This window comes from Kitasatospora sp. CM 4170, from assembly GCF_032110285.1.
GTDB classification, from domain to species: Bacteria; Actinomycetota; Actinomycetes; order Streptomycetales; family Streptomycetaceae; genus Kitasatospora; species Kitasatospora aburaviensis.
Genome location: NZ_CP134877.1, coordinates 4,122,460 through 4,146,092, shown reverse-complemented (window position 1 = coordinate 4,146,092; position 23,633 = coordinate 4,122,460). Strand labels below are relative to the sequence as shown.

Sequence of the window (23,633 nt, the reverse complement as noted above, 5' to 3'; positions counted from 1 at the left end):
CCTCCGGACGCCCGGCGCGCGCCCGCCGCGACCACCCCACGACCCGGGCGCCGCAACGCCTCTTGTGGGCCTCCTACAGCTTCCCGGGTCGGATCCTGTAGCCGGTCGCGCCCCGCTGACCAGCGGGTAACCCGGTTGAGTGGCTTTATGAGCGGTTCGCGCATTGTGGCACTCGGGCACTACCAGCCCCCCAAGGTCCTCACCAACGACGACCTGGCGGTGTTGGTCGACACGGACGACGAGTGGATCCGCAGCCGGGTCGGGATCCGGACCCGCCACATCGCCGAGGGCGAGACGCTGGTCGACCTCGCGACCGAGGCGGCCCAGAAGGCGCTGGCCAACAGCGGCCGCACCGCCGCCGACGTCGACCTCGTCGTGGTCGCCACCTGCACCGCGATCGAGCGCAGCCCCAACACGGCCGCCGCCGTGGCCGCCCGCCTGGGCGTGCGCGCGCCGGCCGCCTACGACATCAACACGGTCTGCTCGGGCTTCTCGTACGCGCTGGCCACCGCCGACCACGCGATCCGGGCCGGCGCGGCCCGCGTCGCGCTGGTGATCGGCGCCGAGCGGATGTCGGACACCATCGACTGGACCGACCGGTCCACCTGCGTGATCTTCGGCGACGGCGCCGGCGCCGCGGTGGTGGAGGCCCAGGAGGAGGGCGCCGAGCCCGGCATCGGCCCGGTGGTCTGGGGTTCGGAGCCGGAGCGGGGCGACGCCGTGGTGATCACCGGCTGGGACCCGGTCATCAGCCAGCAGGGCCAGTCGGTCTTCCGCTGGGCGACCACCCAGATCGCCCCGCTGGCCCGGCAGGCCTGCGAGAAGGCCGGGATCGATCCCGCCGAGCTCAAGGGCTTCGTGCCGCACCAGGCCAATCTGCGGATCATCGACGCCATCGCGTCCAAGCTGGGCGCCACCGACGCGGTGGTGGCCCGGGACGTCGTGGACTCCGGCAACACCTCGGCCGCGTCGATCCCGCTGGCGTTCTCCAAGCTGGTCGAGCGCGGCGAGCTGTCGCCCGGTGACCCGGTGCTGCTGTTCGGCTTCGGCGGCGGGCTCGCGTACGCCGGCCAGGTCGTCCGCTGCCCCTGAGACCCGCTGCCCTGAGCTGCTGCTCCTGAGCGCTGCTGCCGCCGATGGCCGCCGGGCCTGGTCGCCGCGGCCCCGAGGGGCGCTGAGCGGCGCTGAGGCCCGCTGGAGCCCCGCCGGGGCTCCCGGGCGCCCCGGGAGCCCCGGGAGGGCTCCAGCGGGCGCGGAAAGGCGCACACACCACCTCGGAACGCGAACATGCCGGTGGGCGGGCACCCTCGACGGGGTGCCCGCCCACCGGCATGTCGGGCGCGCTGCGGACCGCCGGCGGACCTCCCCCGAGGACACGGCCGCCGTCCGTCGTTCCCCGGACAGGAGGCCGGGGCTGCGCGCGGAGCGGATGGGTGGGTAGGCGGATCGGTCTACTTGGGCGGCTTCTTGCCGGTGACGCCCAGGTACACCAGGGGAGCGAGGTTGGGCTTGAGGTCCTTGACCTTGACGCCCCAGGAGGTGAAGGCCTTCTGATGCTCGGCCGCCGAGGCGAGCAGCGAGACCAGAGACCCGGCGACGGCGGCCGCGTCGAGCGACTTGTCGGCCTGGCCCTTCGCCTGGAGTTCCTTGACGGCATCCGTGAGCGGCTTGGCGACCGCGTTGAGGACCGTCATGCGGATCTTGAAGAACCGCTTGTCCCCTTCGGCGGCACCGAGCGTGACCACTCGGAGAATGGCGTCGTTCTTGCGCCAGAAGGCGAGGAATCCGTCGACCAGTTCTTCCGAAGTGGCCGTGCCGGACTTCCCTGCCCAGGACTTTCCGGCCACCAGCTCTTTGAGGGTGTCGGCGTCCTTGGCCATTTCCTCGGCGATTTCGAGGACAGCGCCCTCGACATCCGGGAAGTACTGGTAGAAGGTCGCGGGGGAGGTACCCGCCATACGGGCGACGTCGATGACCTTGACGTCCCGATAGGGCGACGTGCTGAGCATCTCGCGGAGGCAGTCGAGCAGCTTCTGCCGCGTCTCCTGTCCGCGTCGCCCGGCGACGCGACCGTCGACGGTGCGAACTTGTCCTGTCATGCCGTCAGCTTACCGCGGCACGATCTTGGCGCGATTCGGTGATGTGACAATTACTCCGCTCGGGGGTTCGGCCGGGGGGTCCGAAGCAGTTCGGACGGATATTCACCGCGATCGGGCGGCCCGGTATGGAGCCCCCCCGTGTGCTTTTGACCCCACAGCGTGACGGACCCTTCGCTGAGGGGCGGTCCGGTGACAGGGCGTGACGATTTCGGGGGCCGATCCGCCCGTGCCGCGCGAGAGCGCCGGAGGCGCCGTGCGCAAGCCGCCGACGGAGCGGACGTCAGAATCCGGCCGTTCTGCCCCCACTGGCCGGACGGTGACCGGCCTGTGCAGGCCTCTGGGCGGGGGAGGTTGGAGATGGACCCGGCGGCATTGGAGAATCGGGTCCGGCACCACGCGGCGGGTGCGGAAACGGGGAGGTGGCAGCGGAGTGGACCAGCTGACGGCGCACGATCCGAGGCGGATCGGGCCCTTCGAGGTGCTGGGGCGACTCGGCGCGGGTGGGATGGGGCTGGTCTACCTGGCGCGGTCGCCCGCCGGTCGACGGGTGGCCATCAAGACCGTCCGGGGGGAGCTGGCGGAGGACGAGCTGTTCCGGGTCCGTTTCGCCCGGGAGATCGCGGCCGCCAAGACCGTGGGCGGTTTCTACACCGCGGCCGTGGTCGACGCCGACGCCGACGCGCGGGTGCCCTGGCTGGCCACCGCGTACGTCCCGGCGCCGTCCCTGGAGGACCTGGTCGGCGAGTGCGGGCCGCTGCCGGTGGACGCGGTGCGCTGGCTGGTCGCCGGCATAGCGGAGGCACTGCAGTCCATCCACGCGGCCGGACTGGTCCACCGCGACCTCAAGCCCTCGAACGTGCTGGTGGTCGAGGACGGCCCGCGGGTGATCGACTTCGGCATCGCGGCCGGCGTCTCCAGCACCCGGCTCACCATGACCAACGTCGCGGTCGGCACCCCGGCGTACATGTCGCCCGAGCAGGCCCGGGACAGCCGCGGCGTCACCGGCGCCAGCGACGTCTTCTCGCTCGGCTCGCTGCTGGTCTTCTGCGCCACCGGCCACCCGCCCTACCGGGGCGCCAACCCGGTCGAGACGGTGTTCCAGCTGCTGCGCGAGCAGCCCGACCTCTCCGGCCTGCCGGCCGAGCTGGTGGACCTCGTCCGCGCCTGCATGCGGCCCTCCCCGGAGCACCGGCCGACCCCGGCCCAGATCCAGGCCGAGCTGGCCCCGCACCTCTTCTCCCGGGACGACGCCTCGGGCGAGGCGGGCGACTGGCTGCCGGTCAACGCGCTGGAGCTGATCGAGCGCAAGCGCGGCCGCCGCCAGACCCCGGCCGCCCCGCCGCCGACCCCGCCGGTGCCGCCCCGGCCGGTCCCGCCCGGTCCGGAGCAGCAGCCGCCGCAGCCCGCGCCGCCGCGCGTCCCGGTCCAGGAGGACCCGCGGACCAGGCACCCCGTCGGCCGGCACGCCCCGCCCGGGACCGGGCCGGTGCACGCCGCGCCGGCCCTGCCGGGGCCGGAGACCGAGGCCGCCACCGAGAAGATCGCCGCCCCCCGCAGCCACCGCGCCCCCGTCGCCGGGGGGAGCGCGGCCGAGGTCAAGCTGCCGGGCGCCTCGGTACGGATAGGCCCGGGGCCGCGGGCCGAGCAGGCCGGGCCCGTCACCGCGCCCGCCGAGACCGACTGGGTCCGCCGGGCCACCCCGCCGCCGGTGCGGGCCGCCCGCTGGCGCCCGTGGCGGTTCCGGATGTCGAACGACGTCTGGGGCACCCCGGTCGTCGCCGACGGCACGCTGTTCGTCTCCAGCTTCGAGGTGCACGCCCTCGACATCGCCTCCGGCCAGCGCCGCTACAAGACCCGGGACGTCGCCTGGGCGCTCGCGGTGGACGCCGGCCGGGTGCACGCGGCCGACGGCCCGCACCTGTACACGGTGGACGTCGCGGACGGCACCGAGCGCTGGCGCCACTCGCTGGACGGCTGGGTCTACTCGCTGGACGCCGCCGACGGCGTGCTCTGCTGCGGCGTCCGGGGCGGCGGGGTGCAGCTGCGCTCGGCGGCGAACGGCGCCGAGCTCTGGCGCGCCGACGACGCCCAGCAGGACTACGAGAACCCGCAGTCCGGCCCGGCCCTGGTGGGCGGCGCCGCGTACTACTACGGCGGCGGGCGGCTGCGCTGCGTGGACCCGCGCGGCGGCGGCCTGCGCTGGTCCTTCCCGGTGGGCGAGGACGTGCCGTCCCGCCCGGTGGAGCGGGCCGGAGTGCTGTACGTGACGGCCGGCACCCGGGTGTACGCGCTGGACGCGGCGAGCGGCACCGAGCGCTGGCGCTTCGACGCGCCGGTGGTGCTCTTCACCCCGCCCGTCCTGGACGCGGACGCGGTGTACGTCGCCGACTACCTCGGCACGGTGTACGCGCTGGACGCGGCCTCCGGCCGGGACCGCTGGCGCGGCGTCACCGGCAACCGGCAGGGCGCCGAGCCGGTGGTGGTCGGCGACGGCATGGTGCTGGTCGGCAGCGGCGAGGTGCTGTACGCCTTCGAGGCGGCCGGCGGCCGGGAGCGGTGGCGGTACACCGCGCGCGGCGAGATCGTCGGCTCGCCGGCGGTGGCCGACGGCCTGGTGCACCTGGGCAGCCGGGACCACTCGCTGCACACCCTGGACCTGGCGAGCGGTCAGCTGCGCTGGGAGCTCGGCACCAAGGGCGAGCTGACCGGCTCGCCGGTGGCCGTCGGCGGGAAGGTCTTCGTCGGCAGCAAGGACCGCTGCGTCTACGCGCTCGACGCCTTCTACGGCACGGCGGTGCCCTCGCACTGACCGGCACCGGCACGGGGCGGAGGCGGGTGCGCACCCCGCCCGAGCCGCCCCGAGCCGCCCCGAGCCGTCCCGGAGGCGAGGGGCCAACAACAGCGAGGGGCGGGAGCCGTCGTACGGCTCCCGCCCCTGCCTGTGCGGCGTTACGGCCCCGGTGCTACTTCTTGCGGGCCTCGGGGTGGCGGCTGCACCAGCCCTCCCACGCCGAGGCCACCATCTCCTCGACGCCGTAGCGGGCGGTCCAGTCCAGCTCGCGGCGGATCAGGTCGGCGGAGGCGACCACCCGGGCCGGGTCGCCGGGGCGGCGCGGGGTGACCTCGCCGGTGGCGTCGTAGCCGGTGACCTTGCCGATCACGTCCAGCATCTCCTTGACGCTGACGCCCTCGCCGCGGCCGATGTTGAGGACCAGCGAGGTCTCGCCGGCCGGGTCGGACGCCAGCCGCTTCGCGGCCGCCACGTGGGCGGAGGCGATGTCGGAGACGTGGATGAAGTCGCGCACGCAGGTGCCGTCGGGCGTCGGGTAGTCGGCGCCGAAGATGCGCGGGGCCTGACCGGCGGTGAGCCGCTCGAAGACCATCGGGATCAGGTTGAAGACCCCGGCGTCGGAGAGCTCCGGCGAGGCGGCGCCGGCCACGTTGAAGTAGCGCAGCGCCACGGTGGAGATGCCGTGGGCCTGCCCCGCGGCGGCGACCAGCCACTCGCCGGCCAGCTTGGTCTCGCCGTACGGGCTCATCGGCGCGCACGGGGTGGACTCGGTGACCAGGTCGACGTCCGGCATGCCGTAGACGGCGGCGGAGGAGGAGAAGAGGAAGCGCTTGACGCCGCCCTCGGCCGCGGCCTCCAGCACGGTCTGCAGGCCGGTGACGTTCTCGCGGTAGTAGAAGAAGGGCTTCTCGACCGACTCGCCGACCTGCTTCTTCGCCGCGAAGTGCAGGATGCCCTCCACCGCGTGGTCGCGGATGGCCGCGTCGAGGACGGCGCGGTCCAGGGTCGAGCCCTCGATCAGGGCGACCCCCTCCGGCAGCCGGGTGCGGTCGCCGGTGCTGAAGTCGTCGAGGACGGCGACGCGCTCGCCGGCCTCGATGAGCTGCTGTACCACGTGCCCGCCGATGTATCCGGCGCCGCCGGTGATCAACCAAGTCATGGCCGCATCTTACGGGCCCGTCCCCGCCGGGAAGGTGGCCGGGCGAGTCGGTGCGCGGCATTCGGACATTTCGGTGAAATGCTGACAAAGATCTCTGTGCAGGGACTCGGAGGGAGCCAAGGTGAACCGTAAGAAGGAGCCCACCCGCCCGATCCCGGCCGGGCCGAGGCCGACCGGGCCCAAGGCTTTCGGCGTGAGCACGGCCGTCCTGGCGGCCGTCGCCGTGCTCACCGCGTCGGTCGTGGCGGGCTGCAGCAGCGGCTCGTCGTCCGCGTCGTCCCCGGCCGCCGCCACCACGGGTGCCACCGCCACCGCGCCCGCCCAGCCGACCGGCCCCGCCAACCAGCTGGAGGACGCCTACCGGAAGGTGATCACCGACGTGCTGCCCTCGGTGGTGCAGATCACCACCGGCAGCGGGCTCGGTTCCGGGATCGTCTACGACGACAAGGGCGACATCGTCACCAACGCCCACGTGGTCGGCAACGCGACCAACTTCACGGTCACGCTGGCCAACAGCACCAAGCCGCTGGACGCCACCCTGGTCGCCAGCTACCCGGACTCCGACCTCGCGGTGATCCGGCTGACCAGCCCGCCGAGCGGTCTCAAGCCGGCCGTCTTCGCCGACTCCGGCAAGGTCCAGCTCGGGCAGATCACGCTGGCCATGGGCAGCCCGCTGGGGCTCTCCAGCAGCGTCACCGACGGCATCGTCTCGGCCACCGGCCGGACCGTCTCCGAGCCCGACAGCCCCGGATCGCCGGGCGCCACCATCGGCAACATGGTGCAGACCTCGGCCGCGATCAACCCCGGCAACAGCGGCGGTGCGCTGGTCAACCTGAACGGTCAGGTGATCGGTATCAACACGCTGGCCGCCACCGAGCCCGAGAGCAACGGGACCGCCGCCGCGCCCGGGATCGGCTTCGCCATCCCGGCGGCCACCGTCACCCGCATCGCCGACCAGCTGATCAAGGACGGCAAGGTCACCAACTCCGGCCGGGCCGCGCTCGGCATCACCGCCCGGACCTACTTCGACCAGGAGTTCCGCCCGGCGGGCGCGGTCATCGTGGCGGTCTCCGCCGGTGGCGCGGCCGAGGCGGCGGGCCTCCAGGCCGGCGACGTGATCACCAAGGTCGGCGACACCACGGTGGACTCGCTGAACGCGCTCACCACGGCGCTGGCCTCGCTCTCCCCGGGCGACAAGACCACCGTCACCTACACCCGGGACGGCCAGTCCAGGACCGCCGAGGTCACCCTCGGCACCCTGGCGACCCCCTGAGGCCCCGCCGGAGGCCGCCCGCCCGCCGCGCAAGGGTCCGCGGGCGGCCGCCGGACGGGTCGCGGCCGGGACCCCGCCCACTGCCTCGGTGGGGTCCCGGCCGCTTCGGCCTCCCGGTGCCAGCCCTGGGCCCCGGCGGGCCGGTGCCGGTGCCGGGGCTCAGTGGCCGGGCTCAGCGGCGGGCCGCCCGGGTCCGCCAGGGGAGCTCGATGGTCACCGTCGTCGGGCCGCCGTGCGGGCTCTCCACCAGGAAGACCCCGTCCACGGCCCGGATCCGCTCGGCCAGCCCGGCCAGGCCGCTGCCCGGGTACGGGGCCGCGCCGCCCTTGCCGTCGTCCTGGACCAGCACCATCAGCTGCTCGCCGGCCCGCCAGACGTCCACGGTGGCGGACGTGGCGCCGGAGTGCTTGGAGACGTTGGTCAGCAGCTCGCTCACGGTGAAGTAGGCGATGCCCTCGACCGCGGAGTCCGGGCGCTCCGGCTCGCCGTTCCCGTTCCTCAGCTCGACGTGCACCTTGACCCCGCCCGGCACGGTGCAGCGGGCGGCCACCGAGGAGAGCGCCGCGTCCAGGCCGCGGTCGGTGAGCACCGCCGGGTGGATGCCGCGGGCCAGGTCGCGCAGCTCCTGGAGGGCGAGCTTCACCTCGCCGTGCGCGTTGTCGACCATCTGCGCGGCGGCCCGCACGTCCTCGGGCGTCTCGGTCTCCCGCAGCCGCTCCTTGGCCATGCCGAGGTCCATCGCCAGTGCCACCAGCCGGGCCTGGGCTCCGTCGTGCAGGTCGCGCTCGATCCGGCGCAGGTCCGCGGCGGCGGTGTCGACCACCGTGCCGCGGTCGTCCTCCAGCTCGCGGACCCGCTCGGAGAGAGCCCCGGGGAAGAGCAGGATCTCCACCAGCATCCGGTCGACCGCCGACTCGAAGCGGATCACCCAGGGCAGCACCGGCCAGCCGACGATCACGCAGACCAGCGTCAGGGCGAAGCTCAGCACGCCCCAGGGCAGCAGCAGGACGCAGTAGAGGGCCGAGCGCCAGCTCAGCCCGTCGGTCAGGTGGGCGATCGCGAAGCCGGTGGCCCCCGGGCGGGTCCGGTGCACCGGCGGCGGCTCGCTCACCCCGGAGCCGTGCACCGACCGGGCCCGGCGGCGGGCGACGCCGCCCAGCGCCCGGCACCCGGCCAGCCCGGCGGCGAGCAGCGGCAGCCCGACCACGGTGACCGACAGGGCCAGGCCGATCGAGAGCAGCGCGACGGCGAAGACGAACCCCGCGATGCCGATCGGCAGGTTGAGCATCAGCTGCCCGGCCTGCCGCCACATCCGCGCGCCGTACAGCGGGGTGCGCTCGGGGCGCGTGCCCTGCTCGTCGCTGGCGTCCGCGGTGCCGCGGTGCTCTGGCTTCATCTGGATCTACCGTCCCTCTCGGTCGAGCTGGTGGTCCAAGCTTCCCGGGTCGGCGGCGGTCGGGGCCATGGGGGTGCTCCGTCTTCCCGGGCGGGGGTTATCCCCACCCCCGCCTCCCTCCCGGTGCGGACCCCCCGGGCCGTCCCGGTGCCCGGCCCCTGCGCCGTCCCGGTGCCCGGCCCCGCGTCCGCCGGGCGTCACCGGCTGTCCACGGGTTGTCTTGCGGATCGGGCAGGGTGCGGTGGTCCACGGCCGTGCACTTAGACTCACGCATTGGCGATGGTTATGACCGTGTAAAGAAACGTCGTAGAACTGCCTTGAGGGGCGGTTTCCACGGCCGATGTGGAGGCGAGTGGCATGGAGGGGCAGCAGGCGGCTGCCGTCGCTGCCGACCCGGCGGTCGGTAGCGGCTACTTCGACGCGTACGCCGCGATGGGCCTGCTCGCGGTGGTCGGCGTGCTGTTCGTCGCCGTGGCGTTCACCGCCAACCGGCTGCTGCGGCCGGTGGTGTACTCGCCGGAGAAGCTCCTCGCCTACGAGTGCGGCGTGGACCCGGTCGGGGGGGACTGGGCGCACACCCAGATCCGGTACTACGTCTACGCCTTCCTGTACGTGATCTTCGCAGTCGACGCGATCTACCTGTTCCCGTGGGCGACCGTCTTCGCCGCCCCCGGGTACGGCGCCGGGACGCTGATCGAGATGTTCGTCTTCATCGGCTTCCTCGCGGTCGGGCTGCTCTACGCCTGGAAGAAGGGCGTTCTGGAATGGACGTGACCCACAACCACTCGCACGGCGCCGGAGGCCCCGTCCCGCTCGGCCTGCCCGACCCGTCCCGCCCCGGCGCGGCCGTCGAGCGCCGCGGCATCGGCCCGCTGGCCCGCCTCGCGCCGGACCCGGTCAAGGTCGTCCTCAACTGGGGGCGGCGCTACAGCCTCTGGTGCTTCAACTTCGGCCTGGCCTGCTGCGCGATCGAGTTCATCGCCGCGTCCATGGCCAAGCACGACTTCATCCGGATGGGTGTCATCCCGTTCGCGCCCGGCCCCCGCCAGGCCGATCTGATGATCGTCTCGGGGACGGTCACGGACAAGATGGCGCCGGCCGTCAAGCGCCTGTACGAGCAGATGCCCGAGCCGAAGTACGTCATCTCCTTCGGTGCCTGCTCCAACTCCGGAGGCCCGTACTGGGACTCCTACTCGGTCACCAAGGGCGTGGACCAGATCATCCCGGTCGACGTCTACGTGCCGGGCTGCCCGCCGCGGCCGGAGGCGCTGCTCCAGGGCATCCTCAAGCTCCAGGAGAAGATCGCCGCCGAGTCCCTGCCGGGCCGGTACGCCGCGCCCGCCGCCGCACTGCGCCGCCCGCTGGTGGCCGGGCCGGACACCGCTTCGGACGGAGGAGGCGCATGAGCACCGCAGAGGAGTACGCGGCGTCGGTCGGCGAGTGGGCCACCGGCGCCGAGGCGTACGGGCTGATCACCGTCGACGTGCCCGCCGAGCACTGGATCGAGGCCCTCACCGCGGCCCGCGACGTCCTCGGGCTCTCCTTCTTCGACTGGCTGAGCGCGGTGGACGAGCTCGCCGAGGGCTTCTCGGTGGTCGCCCACCTCGCCTCCGCCGACGTGCCGGGCGTGCGCCACCTCGCTGTGCGCACCCGCGTGCCGCGCGACGGGGCCGCGCTGCCCACGGCCGTCCCGGTGTACGCCGGCGCCGCCTGGCACGAGCGCGAGACGCACGAGATGTTCGGCATCGACTTCCCCGGGCACCCCTACCTGGCCACCCTGCTGCTGCCGGACGGCTTCGAGGGGTACCCGCTGCGCAAGGAGTTCGTGCTCGCGGCCCGGGTCGCCAAGGCCTGGCCGGGCGCCAAGGAGCCGGGCGAGTCCGACCACGGCGACGGGCCGGCGCGGCGCAAGATGCAGCCGGCCGGCGTGCCGGACCCGAACGAGTGGGGGCCGCTCAAGGGCACCCTGCCGCCGGTCGCCGAGCGGCCCGCGCGCGGTGCGCGGGCGGCGGGCGCGGCCCGGGTGCCGCGAGCGGGTGCCGGTGCCGGTGCCGCTGCGGGTGCCGCTGCCGGTGCGGCCGAGGGTGCTGCCGCGGTGCGGGCCGACCGGCCGCGGCGGACCAGGTCGGTCGCCGAGGGCTCCACGAGCCAGGCCGCCGAGGCGGTCGAAGGCGCGGCGGCCGCGGGTGCGGCCGCGGAGAGCGCGGCCGTCGAGGGTGCGGCTGTCGAGGGCGCGCCGGTCGCGGGTGCGGCGGAGACCGCCGCGCCGCCGGTGCGGGCCGACCGGCCGCGCCGGACCAGGACGGCCTCGGACGGCTCCGCGAGCCAGACGACCGGCGCGGGGGCCGACTCCGGCGCCGCCGGGGCGAGGCCCGAGCGGCCGGCGCCGGCCCGGCCGCAGTCCGCGGACGCGCCCTGGCACAACCCCGTGCCCGCGCACGACGAGCCTGCGACGGCGACCGGGGCGAAGCCCGAGGTGAAGCCCGAGGCGGCGACCGAGCCGGCGACCGAAGCGGCGACCGAAGCGAAGCCCGCGCCGAAGGCCGGGCCCCCGGCGGACGGGACGACAGACGGGACGACCGACGAGACGCCGGCCGATCAGGCCGGCCAGGACGGAGACAGCACGTGAACCTGCTCGACACGTTGCTGCGCTGCGCCGCCACGCTCGTCGTCTTCCTCACCTTCCCCCTGATCATCGGCCAGACCGAGCACAAGGTGATGGCGCACATGCAGGGCCGGCTCGGCCCGATGTACGCCGGCGGCTTCCACGGCTGGGCCCAGCTGATCGCGGACGGGGTGAAGTTCGCGCAGAAGGAGGACATCGTCCCGGCCGGCGCGGACCGCCGGATCTTCCAGGTCGCCCCGGCCGTCTCGCTGCTGCCGTACCTGTTCGTCCTGCTGGCGATCCCGGTCGGCCCGGACGGCTTCGTCGGACAGGCGGTCGACGCCGGCCTGTTCTTCGTACTGGCCGTGATGGGCGTCGGCGTGATCGGCAAGCTGATGGCCGGCTGGGCCTCGGCGAACAAGTTCTCGCTGCTCGGCGGTCTGCGCACGGCCGCGCAGCTGATGTCCTACGAGCTGCCGATGGTGCTCGCCGCCGCCTCCGTGGCGATGGCCGCAGGCACTCTCTCGCTGCCCGGGATCATGGACGCCTGGGAGTGGTACTGGCTCCCGTGGCAGCTCATCGGCGCGTTCGTGTTCTTCACCGCCGGCCTGGCCGAGCTGCAGCGCCCGCCGTTCGACATGCCGGTGGCCGACTCCGAGATCATCTTCGGCGCGTACACCGAGTACACCGGCCTGCGCTTCGCGTTCTTCCTGCTCTCCGAGTACGCGGGCATCCTGGTGGTGTCCGGGCTGACCGCGGTGCTGTTCCTGGGCGGCTGGCACGGCCCGCTGCCGGACCAGCTCGGCTGGCTCTGGACCGTCCTGAAGACCTTCGCGCTGGCCTTCGTCGTCATCTGGCTGCGGGTCACCTACCCGCGCCTGCGTGAGGACCAGCTGATGAAGTTCGCCTGGACCGTGCTGATCCCGCTCGCCCTCGTCCAGCTCGCCCTCACCGGCGTCATCAAGGTGGCGATCTCATGACCTTCCCCGGCTCCGGCCTGGCCAAGGGCCTGGCCGTCACCCTGCGGACGATGACGAGGAAGAGCGTCACCGCGCAGTACCCCGACGTGCAGCCGGTGCTGCCGCCGCGCTCGCGCGGCGTCATCGCGCTGCTGGAGGAGAACTGCACGGTCTGCATGCTCTGCGCCCGTGAGTGCCCGGACTGGTGCATCTACATCGACTCCCACAAGGAGACGCTGCCGGCCGCCGACCCGAACGCCCGCGCCCGCACCCGCAACGTGCTGGACCGGTTCGCCATCGACTTCTCGCTCTGCATGTACTGCGGGATCTGCATCGAGGTGTGCCCGTTCGACGCGCTGTTCTGGTCGCCGGAGTTCGAGTACGCGGAGACGGACATCCTGGAGCTGACCCACGAGCGGGAGAAGCTCCGCGAGTGGATGTGGACGGTGCCGGCGCCGCCGGCGCTGGACCCGGGGGCCGAGGAGCCCAAGGAGATCGCCACCGCGCGTAAGGCGGCGGACAAGCTGGCGGCAGCCGCCGCCGCGGCCGCCGCGTCGGAGGAGTCGGACGGGAAGGAGGACGCCGAGTGAGTGCCGCCCTGATCGCCGCGACCGGGTCGCTGGACCCGGCCGCCCGTTCGTTCCTCTCCCCGACCGGGGCCGAGATCGTCTTCCTGCTGGTCGGCATCGCGGTGCTCGGCTCCGCCGTGGTCGCCGTCACCACCAAGCAGCTGGTGCACGCCGCGCTCTGGCTGGTCGCCGCGCTCGGCGGGCTGGCGGTGGAGTTCCTGCTGCTCACCGCCGAGTTCATCGCCTGGGTGCAGGTGCTGATCTACCTCGGGTCGGTGGTCGTACTGGTGCTGTTCGGGCTGATGCTGACCAAGGCGCCGATCGGGCGCTCGCCGGACGCCGACTCGAAGAACCGCTGGGTCGCCCTGGTGGTCGCGCTGGCCTCGGCCGGCACCCTGGTGACCCTGGTCGTGGACGCCTTCCGGAAGTCCTGGATCGACCTCGGCGCCGGCGGCGGCTCGGCCGCGGTGACCGGGACCAGCCTCTTCCGGACCTGGGTGCTGCCGTTCGAGGCGCTCTCGGTGCTGCTGCTGGCGGCGCTGATCGGCGCGATCGTGCTGTCCCGCGGGGCCAAGCGGCGGGTGCCGCCGCCCCGGGCGGGCCGGATCCGGGCCGGCCGGCCGGTGGGCGGCAACGGGACGGTCGCCGCCACCGCGCCGCGGGCCGCGGAGCCGAAGGCCGCCGCCGCTGCCGACACGTCGAAGGCCGCCGCCGCTGCCCCGGCCGCCGCTGCCGCCGCGTCCGGGACCACCCCGGCGGAGGAGAGCTGATGCACCTCGCCTACCCCGTCGTGCTCGCCGTGCTGCTGTTCAGCGTCGGCGTCTACGGCGTGCTCGCCCGGCGGAACATCATCCTGGTGCTGATGTCCGTCGAGCTGATGCTCAACGCCGTCAACCTGAACCTCGTCGCCTTCGACGTCTGGCTGCGGGACTCCCTGCACGCCGGCCAGGCGCTCACCCTGTTCACCATCACCATCGCCGCCGCCGAGATCGGTCTCGGGCTCGCCATCGTCCTGCTGCTGTTCCGGGCCCGGGGCACCGCGGACGTCGACCGGGCCACCGAGCTCGGCGACCCGGCCGAGACCGCCGAGGAGGCGCCGACCGGAGCCGAGGCGCTGAAGGGCCAGGCCGCCGCATGAACCTCGCCCTGCCCGCCCTCGTCCCCGCGCTGCCCGCGATCGGTGCCGCCGCCACCCTGGCCACCGGCAAGAGGGCGCCCGGGCTGGCCAAGCCGCTGGCGATCGTGCCGGTCGCCGCCTCGGCCGTGCTCGCCCTGGTGGTCGCGCTCCAGCTCGGCACCGGCCAGGTCCTGGACGCCGCCACCCGGCTCACCCCGACCGGCGGCCCCGAGATCTCGCTGGGCTTCTACCTGGACGGCTACAGCTCGCTGATCTCCGTCCTGGTCGGCCTGGTCGCCACCTGCGTGCAGGTCTACTCGACCGCCTACCTCAAGGGCGACCCGCGCTACCCCTCGTACGCGGCGCTGGTCTCGCTCTTCACCGCGGCGATGTTCCTGGTCGTCTACTCGGGCGACCTGATCGTGCTGCTGGTCGGCTGGGAGGTCATGGGCATCTGCTCGTACTTCCTGATCGGCCACCACTGGGAGACCGCCGACGCCCGCTCGGCCTCGCTGAAGGCCTTCCTGGTCACCAAGCTCGGCGACGTGCCGTTCCTGTTCGGCATCTTCCTGCTCGGCGCCGACGCCGGCAGCTTCCGGATCCCGGACGTGCTGGCCGCCGCCACCGACGGCCGGCTCGGCCACCCGACGCTGACCGCGCTGCTGCTGCTCGCCGGGGTCGCCGGCAAGAGCGCGCAGTTCCCGCTGCACACCTGGCTCCCGGACGCGATGGCCGGCCCGACGCCGGTCTCCGCGCTGATCCACGCCGCCACCATGGTTGCGGCCGGCATCTACCTGGTGGCCCGGCTGCTGCCGGTCTTCCTGCTCTCCGGGGCGGCGCTGGTCGTACTGGCGGTCATGGCCGCCGTGACGATGATCGGCTCGGCGCTCTGCGCACTCGCCCAGGACGACCTGAAGCGGGTGCTCGCCTACTCGACCGTCGGCCAGCTCGGCTACATGGCCGGCGCGCTGGCCAGCGGCGACCGCGAGGCGTCCGTCTTCCACCTGGTCACCCACGGCGTCTTCAAGGCGCTGCTGTTCCTCGCCGCCGGTGTGGTGATCCACGCCGCGCACACCAACTCGATCTCCGCGATGTCCAGGATCCCCGGGCTGCGCAAGCGCGTCCCGGACGCCTACTGGACGATGGGCATCGCGCTGGCCGCCCTGATCGGGCTCCCGCCGTTCTCCGGCTTCTTCAGCAAGGAGGCGGTGCTGACCGCGGCCGAGCACGCCGCCGACGGCGACGCGCTGACCAACGGCCTCGGCCCGGCCTCGGCCGTCCCCGAGGCGGCCGGCTGGATCGTGCTGGTCTCGGCCGGGCTCACCGCACTGCTCACCGCGGCCTACGCGGCCCGGATGTTCCTGATCACCTTCCACACCCCGGTGGCGGCCGTCGCCGCCGTCGCGGCCGCCGCCCCCGCGGCCGGCCGGCCGGACCACGAGGCCGACGCGCCGTACTCGCCCGAGGTGGACGAGGCCGACCCGGCCACCGCGGAGCCGCCCGCGATGCGCTGGCCGCTCTGGGTGCTGGCCGTCCCCACCATGGGCCTCGGGGTGCTCGGCCTGCGCTCCGGCTGGCTGCCCGCGCTGCTGGACGGCGGCTCGCTGCGCCCCTCGCCCGTCACCGCGGTGATCGGCACCGGCCTCGCCGTGATCGGCGCGCTGCTGGCGTACGGGGCCTGGCGCTCCGCCACCGCGCGGGTCGCGGCCGGCCGCCCCGAGCCGGCCGAGGCGGGCCGGGTGCCCGAACAGGCCGGAGCCCCGGCCGCCGAGGTGATCATCGGCGACCCCGGGCGCGCCCTGCTCGGCCCGCTGTTCGGTCCGGCCCGGCACGGTTTCGGCGTCGACCGGCTCTACAGCGCGCTGTTCGTCCGCCCGGTGGCCGCCGCCGCGCAGCTGGTCCGCTTCCTCGACCGCGAGGTCATCGAGACCTACGTGCGCGGCAGCGGGCTCGGCGCCAACCTGCTCGGCCGGGCCGTCCGGCTCGCGCAGACCGGCAACGCGCAGACCTACCTCAGCGCCCTGCTCGCCGGCGTCGTCCTGCTGGCCGTCCTGGTGGCGGTGTAACCGGATGCCCTACCCCGCCCCGCCGGTCCGCCCGATGTCCACCGCCGCCCGAACCGCCCGTACCGCCCGTAGGAGCCTCCGATGAACGCAGTCCTCATCGCCCTCCTGCTGCTGCCGCTGGCCGGCGCCGCGCTGACCCTGGCGCCGGTGTTCGGTGCCGACGCGGCCGCCGCCGACCGGCGCGCGCTCCGGCTGAACAGCGTCGTCACCGGCGCCGTGCTCGTGCTGACCGTCGTGCTGGCGGCCGGCTTCGACCACGACGAGCCCGCCCGGATGCAGGCCACCACGGACGTGTCCTGGATCCCGGCCATCGGCGTCCGGTTCCACCTCGGCGTGGACGGCGTCTCGCTCCCGCTGATCGTGCTGACCTCGCTGCTCACCTTCCTCTGCGCGCTCTACTCGGAGCGGCGGCCGCCCTCGGGCGGCGCCCCCGGTGGCGCCCCCGGTGCGGGCCGTCCGTCGGCGCAGTCCTTCGTCGGGCTGTTCCTCCTCCTCGAAGTGGGCATGCTCGCCACCTTCGCGGTGCTGGACCTCCTGCTCTTCTTCCTGGCCTTCGAGATCGTGCTGATCCCGATGTACTTCCTGATCGCCCGCTGGGGGAGCGGGGCGAAGGTGCCGGCCGCCAACCGGTTCATCCTCTACACCCTGCTCGGCTCGGCCGTGATGCTGCTCGGTTTCCTGCTGGTCGGCAGCAAGGCGGGCACCTTCGACATGCAGGCCCTGGCCGCCGCGCACGGCAACGGCCTGAGCCACACCACCCAGGTGACGGCCGCGCTGGCGATCATGGTCGGCCTCGCGGTCAAGGCCCCCGCCTGGCCGCTGCACAGCTGGCTCCCGGACGCGCACACGGCGGCCCCGACCGTCGGCTCCGTGCTGCTCGCCGGCGTGCTGCTGAAGATGGGTACGTACGGTCTGGTCCGCGTCCTCCTCCCGGTCGTGCCGGACGGCACCACGACGCTCGCCCCCTACCTGGGCGCGTTCGCCGCCGTCGGCATCGTCTACGGCTCGCTGGCCTGCCTCGCGCTCGCGCGCCCCGGCGCCAAGGGCGACCTCAAGCGCCTGATCGCGTACTCCTCCGTCGGCCACATGGGCTTCGTCCTGCTGGGCATCGCCTCCCTCACCACGGTGGGCGTCAACGGCGCACTGTTCGCCAACATCGCCCACGGCCTGATCACCGGTCTGCTCTTCTTCCTGGTGGGCGCGCTCAAGGACCGCTACGGCACGGCGGACCTCGACACCCTGGCCGGCTCCACCGGCGGCGCCCTCTACGGGCGGGCCCCGCGGATCGGCGCCCTGCTCGCCTTCGCCGCCGTCGCCAGCCTCGGCCTGCCCGGCCTGGCCGGCTTCTGGGGCGAGCTGCTCGCGATGTTCGGCGCGTTCGACCCGGCCGACGGCCTCTCGCGCCCCGCGTTCCTCACCTACATGGTCCTGGCCGGCCTCGGCACCCTCCTCACCGCCGCGTACCTGCTGGTCGTGGTCAAGCGCGTCTGCATGGGCGACCCGAAGCAGCCGGCCCCGGTGGCCGAGCTCGCCGACCTGCGCCCGTACGAGGCGGTCAGCTGGACGCCGCTGGCCGCGCTCACCCTGCTGGCCGGACTCTGGCCCGCGCTCCTGCTGAGCCTCTCCGAACCCGCCGTCAAGCTCCTCCTCGGGGGTGGCTGAGCATGCTCGGACCCCAGCTCGCCGCACTCGGACCTCACTCCACGGGGCAGCACACTGTGACCTCCCTCGCCGTAGCCAATCCGGGCAGCCTGATCCAGTCCGTGGACTGGGTGGCGATCGCGCCCCCGCTGATCGCCGCCGTGGCCGCCCTCGCCGTGCTGGTCACCGATCTCTTCCTGCCCGAGCGCCACAAGAAGCTCCTCGGTCTGCTCACCGCGGCCGGACTCGCCCTCGCGCTCATCTCGCTCCTCCCGCTCACCGGAGGGTCACCCCGGGCGACCTTCTGTGCGCAGAACGTAACAGGCGCCACTGACAACGCCGGCTGCTCGTACGTCGCCGACCACTTCGCCCTGGTCTTCCAGCTGCTCGCGCTCGGCGGTGCGCTGATCGCCGCGCTGCTCTCGGTGCACACCGTCGAGGACGAGAAGCTGCCCGGCGGCGAGTACTGGTTCCTGCTGCTCTCCAGCGCCACCGGCGCCGCCCTGCTGCCCGCCTCCCGCGACCTCGCCACCCTGGTGATCGCCCTGGAGGTGGCCTCGCTGCCGGCCTTCGCGCTGGTCGCGCTGCGCCGGGACGGCCGGGGCGCCGAGGCGGCGCTCAAGTTCTTCCTCACCTCCGTAACCGCGACCGCCGTGATGCTGCTCGGCGTCGGGTTCGTCTACGCCGCCTCCGGCAGCCTCCACCTGGGCGCGGTGGCCGAGGGCCTGGCGCACGCGCCGGCCCAGCTGAAGCCGCTGGCCGAGGTCGGCGCGGTGCTCACCCTGGTCGGCTTCGCCTTCAAGGTCGCCGCCGTCCCGTTCCACTTCTGGGTGCCCGACACCTACACGGGCGCCCCGCTGCCGGTGGCCGGCTACCTCTCGGTGGTCGGCAAGGCGGCCGGCCTCTCCGGCCTGGCGCTGGTCACCGTGATCGCCTTCCGGCCGTACGCGCACACCTGGGGCCTGGTGCTCGCGGTGCTGGCCGCCGCCACCATGACGGTCGGCAACGTGGGCGCGCTGCGCCAGCGGTTCGACACCCGGTACAGCGCCGTCCGGCTGCTCGCCTGGTCCTCGGTCGGCCAGGCCGGCTACCTGCTGGTCCCGCTGGCCGCCGCCGGCTACGCGCCCACCGGCACCGACCCGCTGGGCGCCACCGCGGCGTACGCGCTGATCTACGGCGTGGTGAACCTGGGCGCCTTCGGCGTGGTCGCCGCCGTCGGCCGCCGGGCCGGGACCAGCGTCGACGACTTCCGCGGCCTGTTCGCCCGCCGCCGCTGGACCGCCCTGGCGCTCGCCTTCTTCCTGCTCTGCCTGGCCGGCCTGCCGCCGGGCGTGATCGGCCTCTTCGGCAAGGTCGTGGTGTTCCGCGCCGCGGTCGACGCCGGGCTGGGCTGGCTGGCCGTGGTGATGGCCGTCAACGTGGTCGTCGCGCTCTACTACTACCTGCTCTGGACGGCGCGGCTGTTCGCTCCGGTGGCGGCCGGGGAGCCGGTCGGCGAGGCTGTCACCGAGCGCCGGCTGCCGGTCCCGCTGGCGGCCACGCTGGGGCTCACCGCCTCCGCGGCCGTGGTGCTCTCGGTGGCCCCGGAGCTCGTCCTCCAGGTGGTGGGCGGCACCCTGTTCTGACCCTCCCGCCGGCCGGGCCCGCCCCGGCCGGCCAGGGCGGGTGCGGCGGTGGTCACAGGCGGAGGTCACAAGGGAACCGGGCCCACGGCCCCGCCCGTTGAGCGGGCAGAGGGACGAGGCAGAGAGGGCTTCCCCACCGCACCATTGGAGGGCCTGCCGTGCACCGCCGGCACAACGGACTGAGGACCGCCGCACTGCTCGGCGGCCTCTCGGCACTGATCCTGCTGATCGGCAGCTTCTTCGGCCGCACCGGCTTCGTGATCGCCCTGGTGGTCGCCCTCGGGACCAACGCCTACGCGTACTGGAACAGCGACAAGCTCGCCCTGCGCGCGATGCGGGCCCGGCCGGTGAGCGAGATCGAGGCGCCCCGGCTGTACCGGATCGTCCGCGAGCTCTCCACCTCGGCCCGGCAGCCGATGCCGCGGCTCTACATCTCGCCCACCCCGGCGCCGAACGCCTTCGCCACCGGCCGCAACCCGCGCAACGCGGCGGTCTGCTGCACCGACGGCATCCTGCAGCTGCTGGACGAGCGCGAGCTGCGGGGCGTGATCGGGCACGAGCTGAGCCACGTCTACAACCGGGACATCCTGATCTCCTCGGTCGCCGGGGCGCTCGCCTCGGTGGTGATGTTCCTGGTGAACTTCGCCTGGCTGATCCCGTTCGGGCGCAGCGAGGACGAGGACGGACCCGGCCTGTTCGGGACGCTCGCGATCCTGATCCTCGGGCCGCTCGCGGCCTCACTGATCCAGCTGGCCGTCAGCCGCTCGCGCGAGTACCAGGCCGACGCCGACGGCGCCCGGATCACCGGGGACCCGCTCGCCCTGGCGAGCGCGCTGCGGAAGCTGGAGGCCGGCACCCGGCAGCTGCCGCTGCCGCCCGAGCCGCAGCTGCAGACGGCCAGCCACATGATGATCGCCAGCCCGTTCCGGCCGGGCGAGGCCGGTGCCCGGCTGTTCTCGACGCACCCGCCGATGGCGGAGCGGATCGCCCGCCTGGAGCAGTTGGCGGGCCACCGGCGCTGAGCACCGCGGCCCGGGGCGTCGGTTCCGGGCTCAGCCGGCGGCGGCCTCGTCGTACGCCCGGCGCAGCCGGTGGACGCCCTCGACGGCGTGCGCGGGGCTGTCCACCCCGGCGTAGCTCAGGCGCAGGTGCGGGGCCGGCGGCTCGGCCGCGTAGTAGGGGCGGCCGGGGGCGACCAGGACGCCGGCCCGGAGCGCGGCGGCGGTGAGCGCCGTCTCGTCGGTGCCGTCGGGCAGCCGGAGCCAGAGGTGGTAGCCGCCCGGCCGGTACGCGCCGAGCAGACCGGGCAGCTCGCGGCGGAGCGCGGCGATGGTGGCGGTGCGGCGGTCGCGCAGCTCGGCGCCCAGGGTGCGCAGGTGGCGGGCCCAGCCGGGGTCGGCGACCAGCTCCAGCGCGGCCTCCTGGAGCGGCCGGGAGACGAAGAAGCTGTCCACCACCTGGGTGGCCCGCAGCCGCTGACGGGCGGGGCCGCGGGCGGTGAGCGCGCCGACCCGGAGGTTGGGCGAGGCCGCCTTGGTGAGCGAGCGCAGGTGGACCACCACGCCGTCCGGGTCGTCCGCGGCGAGCGGGCGGGGCAGCGCGGGGGAGTCGGAGTGCGCCAGACGGCGGGCGAAGTCGTCCTCGACCACGAAGGCGCCGGCGGTCCGGGCGATCCGCAGCACCTCCGCCCGCCGCTCGGCGGAGAGCACTGCGCCGGTCGGGTTCTGGAACAGCGGCTGGCAGACGAAGAGCCTGGCCCGGGTGGCGTCGAAGGCCGCCGCCAGCAGGTCGGTGCGCACGCCGTCCGCGTCGACCGGGACCGGCACCACCCGGAGTCCGGCGGCCCGCGCGGCGGCCAGGGTCCCGGGGTAGGTCGGGGACTCCACCAGGACTGCGGCGCCCGGGGCGACCAGCGAGCGCAGGGCGATGGTGAGCGCGCTCTGCCCGCCGGCGGTGATCAGCACGTCGCCCGCGTCGAGCGGCCCGCCGTTGCCGCCGATGTCCCGGGCGAACCAGCCGCGCAGCTCGGGCAGCCCCTCGACCGGCGGGCGGTCCCAGGCACCGGGGCGCCGTCCGGCCCGGGCCAGTGCGGCGGCCAGCAGACGCTCCGGCAGCAGCGAGGCGTGCGGGTATCCGCCGGTGAGGTCGACGACCCCGGGCGCGGGGACGTTCAGGGTGGCGAGCAGCGGCTCCGCCGAGGGGGTGCGCGGGCCGGCGTCGGCGCTCAGCGCCACCTCCTGCCAGGAGAGGTCGCCGGAGCGTCCGGGCGGTGGGGCGGTGGCGGGCGCGGCGGGCGGGGCGAAGGCCGCGGCGCGGAAGACCCCGGCGCCCGGCCGGGAGACCACCAGACCCTCGGCGGCCAGCACGGCGATCGCACGGGAGACCGTCACCGGGCTGACCTGGTGGCGTTCGACCAGCGCCCGGCTGGACGGCAGCTTCCGTCCCTCTGGATAGCGCTCCACTTCCCGTCGAAGGATGTCGGCGAGTTCGGTGACGCTGCTACGCTCGTTCATGACGGCACAAGATAGCGCTACTCAGTCCCTGGCGATAGCACCCGAGCGGCCGGCGTCCGCCCCCGGTGCCCGCGCTGCCCGCGGCCGCACCGGCTCCTCCGACCGCACCCGTTCCCTCGGAAGCTCCGGCACCGTGCTGGCGGGGTTCGGGGTGCTCTCCTTCTCGTTCAGCTTCCCGGCCACCGCCTGGGCCCTGACCGGCTTCGGCCCGTGGACGGCGACCGGGCTGCGCGGCGTCCTGGCCGGGCTGCTCGCCGCGGTCTGCCTGGCGGCCGCCCGCGTGCCGGTCCCCGAACGCCGCCACTGGCCCGGGCTGCTGGTGGTCTCGGCCGGGTGCGTGCTGGGCTTCCCGCTGCTCACCACCCTGGCCCTGCGGACCTCCTCGACGGCGCACTCGGCCGTCGTCATCGGGGTGCTGCCGGTCGCCACCGCCTCGGTCGCGGCGCTGCGGACCGGCCGGCGTCCGTCCCGGGCGTTCTGGGGCGCTGCGCTGACGGGGGCGGCGGCCGTGCTGGTGTTCACCCTGATGCAGAGCCACGGCCGGCCGACCGTCGCGGACCTCTACCTGTTCGCCGCCCTGCTGATCTGCGCGGCCGGGTACGCGGAGGGCGGGCGGATCTCGCGGGAGCTGCCGGGCTGGCAGGTGATCGGTTGGGCGGTGGTCGCGGCGCTGCCGGTCACGGTGGTGACCACCGCGTTGGCGCTGCCCGCGGAGCCGGCCCACCCGGGTGCGAAGGCGCTGGCCGGGCTGGCGTACACGGCGGTGGTCTCGCAGTTCGGCGGGTTCGTGGTCTGGTACCGGGGGATGGCGGCGATCGGGGTGCCGAAGGCCAGTCAGCTCCAGCTGGCGCAGCCGCTGCTGACGCTGGTCTGGTCGGTGCTCCTGCTGGGCGAGGACCTGCCGGCGGCGGCGCCGGTCACGGCGGTGGTGGTGCTGGTCTGCATCGCGGTCACCCAGCGCGCCCGCAGCTGAGGCCGGGACGGCCCGCCGCGCCCGTACCGGGCATCGGGTAGGGGCGCGGCGGTGGTCCGGTGGTCCGGTGGTCCGGCCGTTCGGCGGTCCGGCCGTCCGGCTCGGCAACGGTGGCGGGCCGGAAGGGGCACGGCGGACGGTCAGGTGCGTTCGGGGCGGTACACGCAGAGCGCCCAGATGATGAAGACGTCCGCCGCGATCACGATGATCGACCAGAACGGGTAGTAGGGGAGATCGAGGAAGTTCTCCAGGGCGCTCAGCGAGACGACGACGACGGCGGCCCATCGGGCCCAGCGGGCGCCCGCGAGGAGGAAGCCGCCGACCAGTGCGACCACCGCGCCGGTGATGACGTGGACCCAGCCCCACCCGGTGAGGTCGAAGCGGAAGACGTAGCGCGGCGTGGTGAGGAAGACGTCGTCGTCGGCGATCGCCATGATGCCGCGGAAGGCCTCGAAGAAGCCGTTGATCAGCATCAGGACACCGGCGAAGATCACCAGCCCGGGTGCCCATTCGCTGAACTGGTTGACCGAGGTCGGCGGCGGTGGCTGCCCGGTGCCGGAGCGCCAGGGCGGGGGCTGGTCGGGGGTGGGCGACGCGCTGCTCATGGGACTCCTCCTGGGCCGTGCGCCGGGGCCGGCGGTGCGGCGCACGGTCGCGACGCGCCGAGGGCCCGAACCGGCGTACGGAAAGGCGTTCGGACTTCGACCGTCCGCCGAACCCGGGTGGCGGGCAATCGGTCGCACCTGTTCGGGTGACGGGCTTCGCGCGCCGCCGGAGCGCGCGAACGGGGGCTGGTAGTGGTTGTGCGACCACTGTCCGGGCCCGGTCCGCCCGCCTCGGCGGGGGC

At 74.3% G+C, this 23,633-nt stretch carries 20 protein-coding genes; 15 read left to right on the top strand and 5 right to left on the bottom strand.

All coding sequences use genetic code 11. The features are described 5' to 3' along the window. Window positions 1–147: 147 nt before the first annotated feature. Window positions 148–1,092 carry a beta-ketoacyl-ACP synthase III gene (locus RMN57_RS17405; RefSeq protein WP_313764276.1) on the top strand — a complete coding sequence of 315 codons (945 nt, stop codon included), beginning with the start codon at window positions 148–150 and terminating at the stop codon, window positions 1,090–1,092. Window positions 1,093–1,451: 359 nt separating this feature from the next. Here RMN57_RS17405 and RMN57_RS17400 read toward each other — a convergent pair whose 3' ends face one another. Then, complete coding sequence (locus RMN57_RS17400; protein WP_313764275.1) at window positions 1,452–2,099, bottom strand: TetR family transcriptional regulator; 648 nt, start codon at window positions 2,097–2,099, stop codon at window positions 1,452–1,454. 430 nt (window positions 2,100–2,529) lie between these two features. Between RMN57_RS17400 and RMN57_RS17395 the strand changes: the two genes are divergently transcribed. Further along, window positions 2,530–4,908, top strand: coding sequence for a PQQ-binding-like beta-propeller repeat protein (locus RMN57_RS17395; protein WP_313764274.1), 2,379 nt, complete (start codon window positions 2,530–2,532; stop codon window positions 4,906–4,908). 154 nt (window positions 4,909–5,062) lie between these two features. On the opposite strand, the gene galE is transcribed toward RMN57_RS17395, so the two are convergent. After that, window positions 5,063–6,049 (bottom strand): UDP-glucose 4-epimerase GalE, encoded by a 987-nt coding sequence (gene galE / locus RMN57_RS17390; RefSeq protein WP_313764273.1) that lies wholly within the window; start codon window positions 6,047–6,049, stop codon window positions 5,063–5,065. A gap of 193 nt (window positions 6,050–6,242) precedes the next feature. Here galE and RMN57_RS17385 point away from each other — a divergent pair, with 193 nt between their 5' ends. Continuing rightward, a complete protein-coding gene (locus RMN57_RS17385) occupies window positions 6,243–7,322 on the top strand; it encodes a trypsin-like peptidase domain-containing protein (protein ID WP_313767865.1) in 1,080 nt (359 codons plus the stop codon). Window positions 7,323–7,494: 172 nt separating this feature from the next. On the opposite strand, the gene RMN57_RS17380 is transcribed toward RMN57_RS17385, so the two are convergent. After that, window positions 7,495–8,634, bottom strand: coding sequence for a sensor domain-containing protein (locus tag RMN57_RS17380; protein WP_313767864.1), 1,140 nt, complete (start codon window positions 8,632–8,634; stop codon window positions 7,495–7,497). 441 nt (window positions 8,635–9,075) lie between these two features. Between RMN57_RS17380 and RMN57_RS17375 the strand changes: the two genes are divergently transcribed. The 11 genes from RMN57_RS17375 to htpX all read left to right on the top strand — a co-directional run bounded on the left by RMN57_RS17375 (window position 9,076) and on the right by htpX (window position 20,322). Beyond that, on the top strand, window positions 9,076–9,492 hold the full coding sequence (locus RMN57_RS17375; RefSeq protein WP_313764272.1) for an NADH-quinone oxidoreductase subunit A: 417 nt from the start codon (window positions 9,076–9,078) through the stop codon (window positions 9,490–9,492). After that, window positions 9,483–10,124: an NADH-quinone oxidoreductase subunit B family protein gene (locus RMN57_RS17370; RefSeq protein ID WP_313764271.1), complete on the top strand. Its 642-nt coding sequence runs from the start codon at window positions 9,483–9,485 to the stop codon at window positions 10,122–10,124. The genes RMN57_RS17375 and RMN57_RS17370 overlap by 10 nt, the downstream gene beginning before the upstream one ends. Beyond that, entirely contained in the window at window positions 10,121–11,347 is a 1,227-nt protein-coding gene (locus RMN57_RS17365) for an NADH-quinone oxidoreductase subunit C (RefSeq protein WP_313764270.1), read from the top strand. The genes RMN57_RS17370 and RMN57_RS17365 overlap by 4 nt, the downstream gene beginning before the upstream one ends. Before the next feature lie 2 nt (window positions 11,348–11,349). Next, complete coding sequence (locus tag RMN57_RS17360) at window positions 11,350–12,303, top strand: NADH-quinone oxidoreductase subunit H (RefSeq protein WP_380234374.1); 954 nt, start codon at window positions 11,350–11,352, stop codon at window positions 12,301–12,303. After that, entirely contained in the window at window positions 12,300–12,872 is a 573-nt protein-coding gene (locus RMN57_RS17355; protein ID WP_313764268.1) for an NADH-quinone oxidoreductase subunit I, read from the top strand. Before RMN57_RS17360 ends, RMN57_RS17355 begins: the two co-directional genes overlap by 4 nt. Beyond that, window positions 12,869–13,621, top strand: coding sequence for an NADH-quinone oxidoreductase subunit J (locus RMN57_RS17350; protein WP_313764267.1), 753 nt, complete (start codon window positions 12,869–12,871; stop codon window positions 13,619–13,621). Before RMN57_RS17355 ends, RMN57_RS17350 begins: the two co-directional genes overlap by 4 nt. Next, window positions 13,621–13,989, top strand: a complete 369-nt coding sequence (nuoK, locus tag RMN57_RS17345) for an NADH-quinone oxidoreductase subunit NuoK (RefSeq protein ID WP_313764266.1) — start codon at window positions 13,621–13,623, stop codon at window positions 13,987–13,989. The genes RMN57_RS17350 and nuoK overlap by 1 nt, the downstream gene beginning before the upstream one ends. Then, entirely contained in the window at window positions 13,986–16,034 is a 2,049-nt protein-coding gene (locus RMN57_RS17340; RefSeq protein WP_313764265.1) for an NADH-quinone oxidoreductase subunit L, read from the top strand. The genes nuoK and RMN57_RS17340 overlap by 4 nt, the downstream gene beginning before the upstream one ends. Before the next feature lie 81 nt (window positions 16,035–16,115). Next, a complete protein-coding gene (locus tag RMN57_RS17335; RefSeq protein ID WP_313764264.1) occupies window positions 16,116–17,696 on the top strand; it encodes an NADH-quinone oxidoreductase subunit M in 1,581 nt (526 codons plus the stop codon). A 2-nt stretch (window positions 17,697–17,698) separates the two neighbouring features. Then, a complete protein-coding gene (locus RMN57_RS17330) occupies window positions 17,699–19,300 on the top strand; it encodes an NADH-quinone oxidoreductase subunit N (RefSeq protein ID WP_313764263.1) in 1,602 nt (533 codons plus the stop codon). Between the two features lie 158 nt (window positions 19,301–19,458). Further along, window positions 19,459–20,322, top strand: a complete 864-nt coding sequence (gene htpX / locus RMN57_RS17325; protein ID WP_313764262.1) for a zinc metalloprotease HtpX — start codon at window positions 19,459–19,461, stop codon at window positions 20,320–20,322. 30 nt (window positions 20,323–20,352) lie between these two features. Here htpX and RMN57_RS17320 read toward each other — a convergent pair whose 3' ends face one another. Continuing rightward, window positions 20,353–21,813, bottom strand: a complete 1,461-nt coding sequence (locus RMN57_RS17320) for a PLP-dependent aminotransferase family protein (RefSeq protein WP_313764261.1) — start codon at window positions 21,811–21,813, stop codon at window positions 20,353–20,355. On the opposite strand from RMN57_RS17320, the gene RMN57_RS17315 reads away from it, so the two are divergent. Then, complete coding sequence (locus tag RMN57_RS17315; protein ID WP_313764260.1) at window positions 21,812–22,786, top strand: DMT family transporter; 975 nt, start codon at window positions 21,812–21,814, stop codon at window positions 22,784–22,786. The genes RMN57_RS17320 and RMN57_RS17315 overlap by 2 nt on opposite strands. 140 nt (window positions 22,787–22,926) lie before the next feature. On the opposite strand, the gene RMN57_RS17310 is transcribed toward RMN57_RS17315, so the two are convergent. Further along, window positions 22,927–23,391 (bottom strand): hypothetical protein, encoded by a 465-nt coding sequence (locus tag RMN57_RS17310; protein WP_313764259.1) that lies wholly within the window; start codon window positions 23,389–23,391, stop codon window positions 22,927–22,929. Window positions 23,392–23,633: the final 242 nt, after the last annotated feature.

Excerpts from the sequence above, each read along its gene's own strand:
- RMN57_RS17405 (WP_313764276.1), top strand. The coding sequence starts at position 148 with ATGAGCGGTTCGCGCATTGTGGCACTCGGGCACTACCAGCCCCCCAAG.
- RMN57_RS17400 (WP_313764275.1), bottom strand. The coding sequence starts at position 2,099 with ATGACAGGACAAGTTCGCACCGTCGACGGTCGCGTCGCCGGGCGACGC.
- galE (WP_313764273.1), bottom strand. The coding sequence starts at position 6,049 with ATGACTTGGTTGATCACCGGCGGCGCCGGATACATCGGCGGGCACGTG.
- RMN57_RS17380 (WP_313767864.1), bottom strand. The coding sequence starts at position 8,634 with ATGTGGCGGCAGGCCGGGCAGCTGATGCTCAACCTGCCGATCGGCATC.
- RMN57_RS17375 (WP_313764272.1), top strand. The coding sequence starts at position 9,076 with ATGGAGGGGCAGCAGGCGGCTGCCGTCGCTGCCGACCCGGCGGTCGGT.
- RMN57_RS17370 (WP_313764271.1), top strand. The coding sequence starts at position 9,483 with ATGGACGTGACCCACAACCACTCGCACGGCGCCGGAGGCCCCGTCCCG.
- RMN57_RS17365 (WP_313764270.1), top strand. The coding sequence starts at position 10,121 with ATGAGCACCGCAGAGGAGTACGCGGCGTCGGTCGGCGAGTGGGCCACC.
- RMN57_RS17355 (WP_313764268.1), top strand. The coding sequence starts at position 12,300 with ATGACCTTCCCCGGCTCCGGCCTGGCCAAGGGCCTGGCCGTCACCCTG.
- nuoK (WP_313764266.1), top strand. The coding sequence starts at position 13,621 with ATGCACCTCGCCTACCCCGTCGTGCTCGCCGTGCTGCTGTTCAGCGTC.
- RMN57_RS17340 (WP_313764265.1), top strand. The coding sequence starts at position 13,986 with ATGAACCTCGCCCTGCCCGCCCTCGTCCCCGCGCTGCCCGCGATCGGT.
- RMN57_RS17335 (WP_313764264.1), top strand. The coding sequence starts at position 16,116 with ATGAACGCAGTCCTCATCGCCCTCCTGCTGCTGCCGCTGGCCGGCGCC.
- RMN57_RS17330 (WP_313764263.1), top strand. The coding sequence starts at position 17,699 with ATGCTCGGACCCCAGCTCGCCGCACTCGGACCTCACTCCACGGGGCAG.
- RMN57_RS17315 (WP_313764260.1), top strand. The coding sequence starts at position 21,812 with ATGACGGCACAAGATAGCGCTACTCAGTCCCTGGCGATAGCACCCGAG.
- RMN57_RS17320 (WP_313764261.1), bottom strand. The coding sequence starts at position 21,813 with ATGAACGAGCGTAGCAGCGTCACCGAACTCGCCGACATCCTTCGACGG.
- RMN57_RS17310 (WP_313764259.1), bottom strand. The coding sequence starts at position 23,391 with ATGAGCAGCGCGTCGCCCACCCCCGACCAGCCCCCGCCCTGGCGCTCC.